Origin of the sequence: Micromonospora sp. WMMA1976 (genome assembly GCF_027497335.1) — a bacterium.
Classification (GTDB): domain Bacteria; phylum Actinomycetota; class Actinomycetes; order Mycobacteriales; family Micromonosporaceae; genus Micromonospora; species Micromonospora aurantiaca.
In genome coordinates, this window is sequence record NZ_CP114912.1 from 2419127 (window position 1) to 2427614 (window position 8488).

Annotated in this window: 6 protein-coding genes; 4 read left to right on the top strand and 2 right to left on the bottom strand. The window is 72.3% G+C overall.

All coding sequences use genetic code 11. The annotated features are described in order from the left end of the window. Nucleotides 1–3: 3 nt before the first annotated feature. A complete protein-coding gene (locus tag O7546_RS11175; protein WP_194799987.1) occupies nucleotides 4–1317 on the top strand; it encodes a cytochrome P450 in 1314 nt (437 codons plus the stop codon). A gap of 63 nt (nucleotides 1318–1380) precedes the next feature. On the opposite strand, the gene O7546_RS11180 is transcribed toward O7546_RS11175, so the two are convergent. Both O7546_RS11180 and O7546_RS11185 read right to left on the bottom strand, forming a co-directional pair. Beyond that, nucleotides 1381–2166, bottom strand: a complete 786-nt coding sequence (locus O7546_RS11180) for an AraC family transcriptional regulator (RefSeq protein WP_281600878.1) — start codon at nucleotides 2164–2166, stop codon at nucleotides 1381–1383. A 260-nt stretch (nucleotides 2167–2426) separates the two neighbouring features. Beyond that, nucleotides 2427–4307: a BTAD domain-containing putative transcriptional regulator gene (locus O7546_RS11185; protein ID WP_194799989.1), complete on the bottom strand. Its 1881-nt coding sequence runs from the start codon at nucleotides 4305–4307 to the stop codon at nucleotides 2427–2429. A gap of 122 nt (nucleotides 4308–4429) precedes the next feature. Between O7546_RS11185 and O7546_RS11190 the strand changes: the two genes are divergently transcribed. From O7546_RS11190 to O7546_RS11200, 3 genes are all read left to right on the top strand, one after another. Continuing rightward, nucleotides 4430–5488 carry an IS630 family transposase gene (locus O7546_RS11190; RefSeq protein ID WP_194799990.1) on the top strand — a complete coding sequence of 353 codons (1059 nt, stop codon included), beginning with the start codon at nucleotides 4430–4432 and terminating at the stop codon, nucleotides 5486–5488. Nucleotides 5489–5603: 115 nt separating this feature from the next. Further along, nucleotides 5604–6569 carry a DUF1702 family protein gene (locus O7546_RS11195; protein ID WP_194799991.1) on the top strand — a complete coding sequence of 322 codons (966 nt, stop codon included), beginning with the start codon at nucleotides 5604–5606 and terminating at the stop codon, nucleotides 6567–6569. Nucleotides 6570–6640: 71 nt separating this feature from the next. After that, the gene (locus tag O7546_RS11200) at nucleotides 6641–8479 is read left to right on the top strand and encodes a CRTAC1 family protein (protein ID WP_269696725.1); all 1839 of its coding nucleotides are present in this window, start codon (nucleotides 6641–6643) and stop codon (nucleotides 8477–8479) included. Nucleotides 8480–8488 lie beyond the last annotated feature (9 nt).

Below are 8488 nucleotides of genomic sequence, written 5' to 3' on the forward strand. Positions count from 1 at the left end.
GTCATGGCCGCAACCAGCCCGCCGACGTTGCAGGGCCTGCCGCTGTTCGGCAACGCCTTCGCCTTCATGCGTGACCCGGTCGCGCTGGCCCGCGCCGGCTACGCCGAGCACGGTCCCGTGTTCGCACTGCGGATGGGGCCGCGGCGCTCGGTCGTCGTGGCCGGCGTCGAGGAGAGCCGGCACGCCATCGCGCTGCCCGAGACGATCCTCGCCGTCCAGCCGGTCTACCAGTGGCTGAAGCCCATGTTCGGCGCGGTCATGCAGGCCGCCGACCACCCGGACTACCTGCGTCAGCGGGCCGCGTTGCTGCCCGCCTTCCACAGCCGCAACCACGCGGACTACCTGGCCGCCATCATCGGTGAGACGAGCGACTGGATGGACCGGCTCGGCCCGCGCGGCGAGTTCGACGCGCGCGCCGACCTGGAGCGGCTGAGCATGGACATCGCCGTACGCCTGTTCCTGGGGTCCGGCTTCCGCGCCCGGCACGGCGACCGGTTCCGGTCGCTCTTCCTCGACATCGCGGCCGGGATGGAGTTCTTCCTGCCGGCCAACCTGCCGACGCCGCGCCTGCGCCGGCGCGACCGCGCGCGCCGGGAGATGTTCGAGCTGATGGGGCCGCACCTGCGGGCGGTCCGGGAGGATCCGGACACCGGACGGTACGGCTTCCTGCCGCACCTGCTCTCGGGCGGCGCGGCCTTCGACGACGAGACCGTCATCGGGCTCATCCTGATCCTGGTGTACGCGGCGTACGAGACGACAGCGGCCCAGATGGCCTGGTCGCTCATTCTGCTGCTGCAGCACCCGAAGGAACTGGCGGCGATGGAGGAGGAGATCGCCGATCTGCCCCGGCAGGCCGGCGACTGGACCGTCACGGACCTGCACCGGCAGCGACGGCTGTTCGAGGCGCTGCTGGAGTCCCAGCGGCTGCGGCCGGTCACGACGCTGCTGACCCGGCAGACAGTCACCGCGTACGAGGTCGGTGGTTTCACCGTGCGGGCCGGCTGGCAGACGCTGTTCTGCCCGCCCGTGACGCACCGCGTGCCGGAGGTGTTCCCGGACCCGGACCGGTTTGACCCCGACCGGTTCAGCAGGGACCGGGACGCCGACGGCCGGGCGGCAGCCGGCCTGCTCAACCTCGGCGGCGGCCTGCACGCCTGCCTGGGCGCCCGCTTCGCCGACCTGGAGATGAAGGCGGTGCTGGCGATGCTGACCCGCTCGTACGACATGGAGCTGGGGATCGCCGAGCCGCGGCAGGCGCCGGGGCTGGGTGTGGCCCGGCCCGCGTCGTGCCCGGTGCGGTACACCGCCCGGTCCTGACCTCGTGGCCGTCGGTGGACCCGGTTCCACCGGCGGTCACGGGCACCGGCACGGCCGGGGCTCTCAGCGGACCTGCGCCCGCCGCGGCCCGGCCTGGGACTCGAGCATCAGCAGGGGGAACGCGAGCAGCAACGGCGGATCCAGCAGGGCCGGCCGGCGCAGCGGGATGCCGACCGCGACGGTGGCCTGCGCCGCGACCGGCTCGTCGGGGATCTCGGCGGCGCCGACACAGATGCCGGCCGAGGGCTCCTCGGTGAGGACCTCGCCGATGGTCGCGTCGGTGCGGGCGCTGACCGCGAGCACGCTCGCCCGGCCCGCCGCCGCGAGCGGTAGCGGGAACACCGCCGGCGAGAGGATCGCGGCGCAGGACGAGGGCCGTTGCTGCGGTATTCCGGACCGGAAGGTGGCGACCACGGTGAGGCCCGGGTGGCCGTCCGGGCGGGCCCCGACGTGGAGGAGCGCGAACGGCTGACGTGCGGGGGCCGGTGGGGTGGAGACCAGTTCGCGCAGGGGCAGGTCCGCGACGGCCCGGCCGTACGTGCGGAAGCGGCCGGGTGACACACCGACGAGGCGGGTGAACTGGGTGGTGAAGGTGCCGAAGCTGGAGTAGCCGACCGCCATGCTGATGTCGGTCGCGCTGGCGTCGCTGCCGAGGAGCCGGCGTTTCGCCTCGGCCATCCGCACGGCGGTGAGGAACCGGCCCGGCGTGACGGCGGTCAGCATCCGGAACACGCGGTGGAAGTGGAACGGGCTCATCAGCGAGGCCCGGGCGATGTCGTGCAGCCGGTGTGGCTCGTCGAGGTGGCGCCGCATCGAGGTCACCGCCTGGGTGATCGCTCCGATGTGCACGGAAGCCGCGGTCGCGGTGGTGGTCCCTGTTTCGTGGACGGCAGGCATGGGGCGTCGGACCTCCTGAGGGGATTGCGGAGATCGATCAACGACGGCAGCAGCAGGGCCGGATGGACGTCGGCGGAGCGCTGTCCGACTCGATGCTATAAATTCATATAGCAATCGGCAAGCCCGTGAGAGCTATGTGTGAACAGTCCGCCACGGTAGGTGCTGCACCGGTTGGAGGGTAGCTGCGCCATTTTCGGCACCGGCAATCGATTTCATAGGTTTGTTTCCCGACAGAGCGCATTCGCCACCGAAGGCGCCGCGCCGAAACGGTCGAGCAGTTGCAGACCGATCCGGCGGATTGTCCGCAACATTCGATAGGATGTGCCGTGCTCGTCATGCCGGGCCATCAGGAGCGACTTGTCGACCAGGCGGTTGAGCAGCGGACGCAGGTCGATCCGGACCTCCCGGTCGCAGTAGGAACGGGCCGTCCTCTCCACCATGTCCGGGCTCACCGGTTCCTCCATCCCGCTGACCAGCGCGAGGCACTGCTGTTCGGCGAGCGTGAGCCGGTCCACTGTGCGTACCACCGCCGCGTGCAACGAGCGGTGGTGCGCGGGCGTGCCCCGGCGGCTCGCGTCCAGCAACCGCAGCGGGTCGCGGCACTGCTCGGCGAGTTCGGGCAGACCGGTGGTGCGCAGCACGCGGGCGGCCAGTTCCAGCGCGAGCGGCAGGCCGTCGAGCCGGCGGCAGATGGTGGCGACCAGGGCGCAGTTGTCCTCGTCCACCGAGAAGGACGGGCACGCCTGGGTGGCGCGCCGCGCGAACAGCGCCACGGCGGGCACGCGCAGCAGCGCCGCCGGGTCGGCCGGAGTCTCCGGCCCGGGCGGGCGGAGCGGACCGATCGTCAGGATCGTCTCGTACGGCAGGCCGAGCAGCTCCCGTGAGGTGACCAGGACGCGCGCCTGCGGACAGGACCGCAACAGGTCGTCGACGAGCCCGGCGCAGGGCTCCAGGACGTTCTCGGCGTTGTCCAGGAGGAGCAGTAGCTGCTGGCCGGCCAGATCGTCGAACGGCCGGGCCGCAGGGGCGTGACGCTGCGGGAGCATCGGGTGCAGGGTTCGCCGTACCGCGTCGGCCGCCTCCGCGGCACCGCAGGCAGTGGCCAGTTCCACCACCGCGACGCCGTCACGGAAGTCCCCCCTGGCGGCGGCCGCCGCCGCGCGCGCGACAGCGCTCTTGCCCACCCCCGCGGGCCCGCTCAGCGTGATCAGCCGCTGCTGGACGAGCAGGTCACGCAGCTGTCGCAGCTCGGTCTCGCGGTCGATCAGCGGGTCGACCGCCGGTCCCGGCCCGAGCCAGCCGCCGGGTGGTGCTGGGACTCGGCTCCCGCCGGCGGCTACCAGTTGCCGGTGCACCCGGCGCAGCTCGTGGCCGGGTTCGACGCCCAGCTCGGCCTGCAGCCGGGTGCGGATCCGGTCGTAGTGGGACAGCGCCGAGGCACCGTGGCCGGCGCGCCGCTGGGTCTCCAGGTAGAGCGCCTGCGCGGCCTCGTTGAGGGGGTCCACCTGGGCGAGACGTTCGGCGGTGGGCAGGACCGCGACGGCGCCCTTGCTGGTCAGGCCGGCCCGGACGTACGCCATCGCCACTGTGGTCCACTTTCCCCGAAGCAGGGTGACGTCCTCGCACCCGGGCAGCAGGGACTCGAGATCGGTGGTCAGCGAGGCGGGCCACTCGCCGAGTGCCCGGCGCAGCAGGCCGTACGCCTCGCCGGCGGCACCGGAGGCCAGCAGTTGCAGCCCGTGGTCGGCGTGGCTGTGGAAACGGCTGACATCCACCGCGTCCGGTGGCAGCCGAAGCTGGTAGCCGGTGCCGCTGTGCCCGATCACGTTGGTGCGGCGCCGCGCCGGGGTGTCCGGCTCCATCACCTGGCGCAGCCGGGCGATGTACGTGTGCACCAGCGACTGCGGGGTGCCGGGCGGCTGGTTCTCCCAGAGGGCCTCGATGATCTCGTCGATCGGCACCGGGGTGCCGTGGCGCAGGGACAGCAGGGCGATGATTGCCCGTTGTTTGCGGGACCCGAGGTCGACCTTGCGGGAATCGATTACTGCGTGGGTGGCGCCGAGGACTTTAATCTCCACAATTGCCGCACGCAACACGTTGCCCCCAGGTCGCCCGTATCGACGTCAACCAACGTCAGAGTAGTAATTAATTCGGGAAACCTGAAGTGCACAAATATTGCGCCGTAAATTGGTTTTCTATATGTAGCCTGGGTTGTGTGCCGAGGACCGGGCGGCCGAAGGCCGAGTTGGTGTTGACCGACGAGGAGCGCGCGACGCTGGTGCGCTGGTCGCGGCGGGCGAAGTCCTCTCAGGCCCTGGCGCTGCGGTGCCGGATCGTCCTGGCGTGTGCCGAACCCGGGGCGACCAATGCCGCAGTGGCGGCCGACCTGGGGGTGTCGCGGCCGACGGTGGGGAAGTGGCGCAGCCGTTTCGTGCAACGGCGTCTGGAGGGTCTGGCCGACCGGGACCGCCCGGGCCGGCCGCCGTCGATCGGCGCGGACCGGGTGGAGGAGGTGCTGGTGTCCACGCTGGAGGAGGCGCCCCCGGGTGCTACCCACTGGTCCCGCAGGTCGATGGCCGAGAGGACCGGGCTGTCGCGGTCGACAGTCGGGCGGATCTGGCGCCGATTCCACCTCAGACCGCACCGGGATCCGCCGTTCAACCTCTCGGCCGACCCGGTGTTCATGGCGAAGGTGGTCGATGTGGCCGGGTTGTATCTGAACCCGCCGGCCGGCGTGGTCGCGCTCGTGGTTCACGAGGCGGCACGGATCCCGCCAGGGCCGCCGACGGCGCCCGGCCGGCCTGCCCCGGAGCGCCCGCGCGCCGGCGCCGCCGGCCTGTTCGCCGCGCGCACCGTGGCCGACGGCGCCGCCGCGGGCCGCAGGTACCGGGCGGCGGATCTCAAGAGGTTCCTCGCCCGGGTCGACGCCTCGGTCCCCGCCGAGCTGGACGTTCACCTCATCTGGGACAACCACGGCGCGCACCACGCCCCGGCCGTCACGTCCTGGCTGGACCGGCACCCCCGCTTCCGCGTGCACGTCACCCCGACCGACTCGGCCTGGTTCACCCAGCTCGATCGCTGGTTCGGCTTCCTCGCCGACCAGATGGTCCCGCGCGGCACCCCCCAGTCAGTGCAGGCCCTGGAGGTCGGCATCAGCGCGTGGGTCGCGGAGCGGGGCGAGAACCCCGGCCCCTTCACCTGGACGAAGACGGCCGAGGAGATCATCGAGTCCCTCGGTCGATTTAATAAACGGACATCTGGCGCGGGCGAGTAGTGAGATCGGCCGCGGAAACGCGATTTCGTTACTATATGTAATTCAAGTTTTCTTCAAGAACGGATGTGCAGACTGGCGCCGCACGGACACTGTGGACCGACTCCGCGGGAGCGTCATGAGAACCGACAACGCCACGCTCGACGAAACCCGCCCCCGTAGCTGGCGCCGCCTGCTGCATCAGCCGGACCGCCTCGCCGACTTCACGGTCCGGGGCTTCGCGTCCGACCCGCCCGAGCTGCGCGCGAGACTGGAGACCGCCGCGGGAACCTTCCTGGACGGCTTCAACGCGGGACTCGACGCCCCCGCCGGCGCGCCTCCGCGATTCGACGACCAGCCGGACCACCTGCGCGGTTTCGCCGTGGAAGGGCTGGCCATGCAGGCCGCACTGCTCGACCTCCTCGTCCCGGGCAGCCGCCGGCTGCCGGCCGTGCTGCGCCTGCACGGCCCGGCCCACATCCACCTGATCCATGTCGGCGTGGGATGGGCGATGGCCAAGCTGCGCTGGCCGTTCTGGGCCCGGCTGTCCGGCCTGGACCCGCTGCTGCGCTGGCTCGCGCTCGACGGCTGGGGCTTCTCCGCGGGCTTCTTCGCCGACGCCGGTGGGCTGCGCCGCATCACCGCCCACCCGCGCCGGTGCTCCGAGCGCTGCGCCATCCGCTACCAGGGTGTCGGCCGCAGCCTGTGGTTCCGGGGCACCGCGGTACCCACCCGGGTGGCGGACCTCGTCGCCACGCTGCCGCAGTGGCACCACGGCGACGCCTGGAGCGGTGTGGGCCTCGCCGCCGCGTACGCCGGCGGGGTCTCGCCGGAGGGACTCGCCACGCTGCGCGAGCGTGCCGGAGCGCACGCCGGCGACCTCGGCCAGGGTGTGGCCTTCGCCGCCGCGGCCTGGCAGCGCAGCGGCTGGACCCCGCCCGAACTCGCCAGCACCGTGCACGCGCTCACCGGCACCGACCCGCGTACCGCTGCGGACTGGACCCGCGAGGCCGAGGCCGGGCTCCGCACGCCCGCCACCGGCCCGGTCGAGTACCAGACGTGGCGGCAGCGCATCCGCGCCCGCGTGCTGCTCGCGTCGCTCTGATCCGCCCGCGACCATCCGAGGGGGAACCTGTGCCGTCCGCTGTTCGTAGAACGCTCGTACCCGCCCTGGCCGTGCTGCTGTGTGTCGTGGCCGGCCTGTTCACCCGGCTGCCGTCGGTCTCCGCGTCCGACGCCGACGCCCTGAGCGCCCGCTTCGCCTTCACGCCCGCTCCGTTGAACGCCACCGGGGACACCCGCCGGCTCCGCGAGGTCCAGCCCGCACTGAACCATCTCGCCGCGTGGATCTCCGCGGTCGGCGCAGGCGTCGGCCTCGGCGACTTCGACGGCGACGGCCTGCCGAACGACCGCTGCCTGGTCGACCCCCGCGACGACTCGGTCACCGTGGCGCCGGTGCCGGGCACCGGCGAACGGTACGCCGCCGTCACCCTCCAGCCGGCCGGTGTCGCGTACGACGCCCGCACCACAGCGCCGATGGGATGCCTCCCCGCCGACTTCAACGGCGACGGCGCACTCGACGTCCTGGTGTACTTCTGGGGCCGCGTACCGCTGCTCTACCTGCGCCAGCCCGGCGGCGGCGCACCCGGCGCCGCGGGCTTCCGGGCGAGCGACGTGGTCGCTCCCGGCGAGATCTGGAACTCGACCACCGCCAACGTCCTCGACGTCGACGGCGACGGCGGCCTGGACATCCTCATCGGCAACTACTTCCCGGACGGCGCGCGGGTGCTCGACCGGACCGCCGCCGACGACCCGGTGATGCGGATGCAGGACTCCATGTCCCTGGGCCGCAACGGCGGCCGCAACCGGCTCCTGATGTTCGACGGGAACACCCCCGCCGCCGGCGGCGCGCCCGTTCCCGCGTACGCCGACCGGTCCGACGCCTTCACCACCGGCCAGGCGCGGGCCTGGACCCTGGCCACCGGGGCGCAGGACCTGACCGGCGACGGCCTGCCGGAGCTCTACTTCGCCAACGACTTCGGGCCCGACAACCTGCTGGTGAACGAGTCCCGTCCCGGCCGGCCCGAGTTCCGCGAGGTGAGCGGCACGCGCGACCCGCTGGCCCCCAAGTCCAAGGTGATCGGGCACGACTCGTTCAAGGGCATGGGCGTCGCCTTCGACGACCTGAACGCCGACGGCCGGCCGGATCTGCTGGTCAGCAACATCACCTCGCCGTTCGCCCTGCAGGAGAGCAACTTCGCCTTCGTCAGCACAGGCGGCCGGTTCACCTCCGGGCGCGCGCCGTACCGGGACCGCAGCGAGGAACTCGGGCTGTCCCGCAGCGGCTGGGCCTGGGACATCAAGGCCGCCGACTTCGACGCCGACGGCCGCCGCGAGATCACCCAGGCGGTCGGCTTCCTGCACGGTGGCACCGACCGCTGGGCCGAGCTCCAGGAACTCGCGATGGCCAACGACACCTTCCTGAAGTACCCGTGGGCCTGGCCGAACTTCCGGCCCGGCGACAGCCTGTCCGGCCACGAGCGCAACCCCTTCTTCGTACGCGGGCCGAACGGCCGGTTCGTCGACGTGTCGAAGCGGCTGGGGATGACGAGCACCCAGGCCTCCCGGGCCATCGCCGTCGGCGACGTCGACCACGACGGGCGGCTCGACATGGCGGTCGCCAACCAGTGGGCCGCCTCGGAGCTGTTCCGCAACACCGGTCCGGCGACGACCCACCTCGGGCTGCGGCTGGTGGTGCCCACCGCCAACGGCGCGACCCGTGCGGCGATCGGTGCCCGCGTCGAGGTGCGCCGCGCCGACGGTACGACGCTGACCGACCAGCTCTACCCCGCCAACGGACACACCGGCGTGAACGCCGACGAACTGTACTTCGGCCTCGGCGGCAGCCCGTCCGCCCAGGTCCGGATCACCTGGCGCGACGCCGCCGGACAGCACGAGACGAGCACCACGCTCGCCTCGGGCTGGCACACGGTCACGCTGCGACCCGAGTCCTGATCGAGGAGA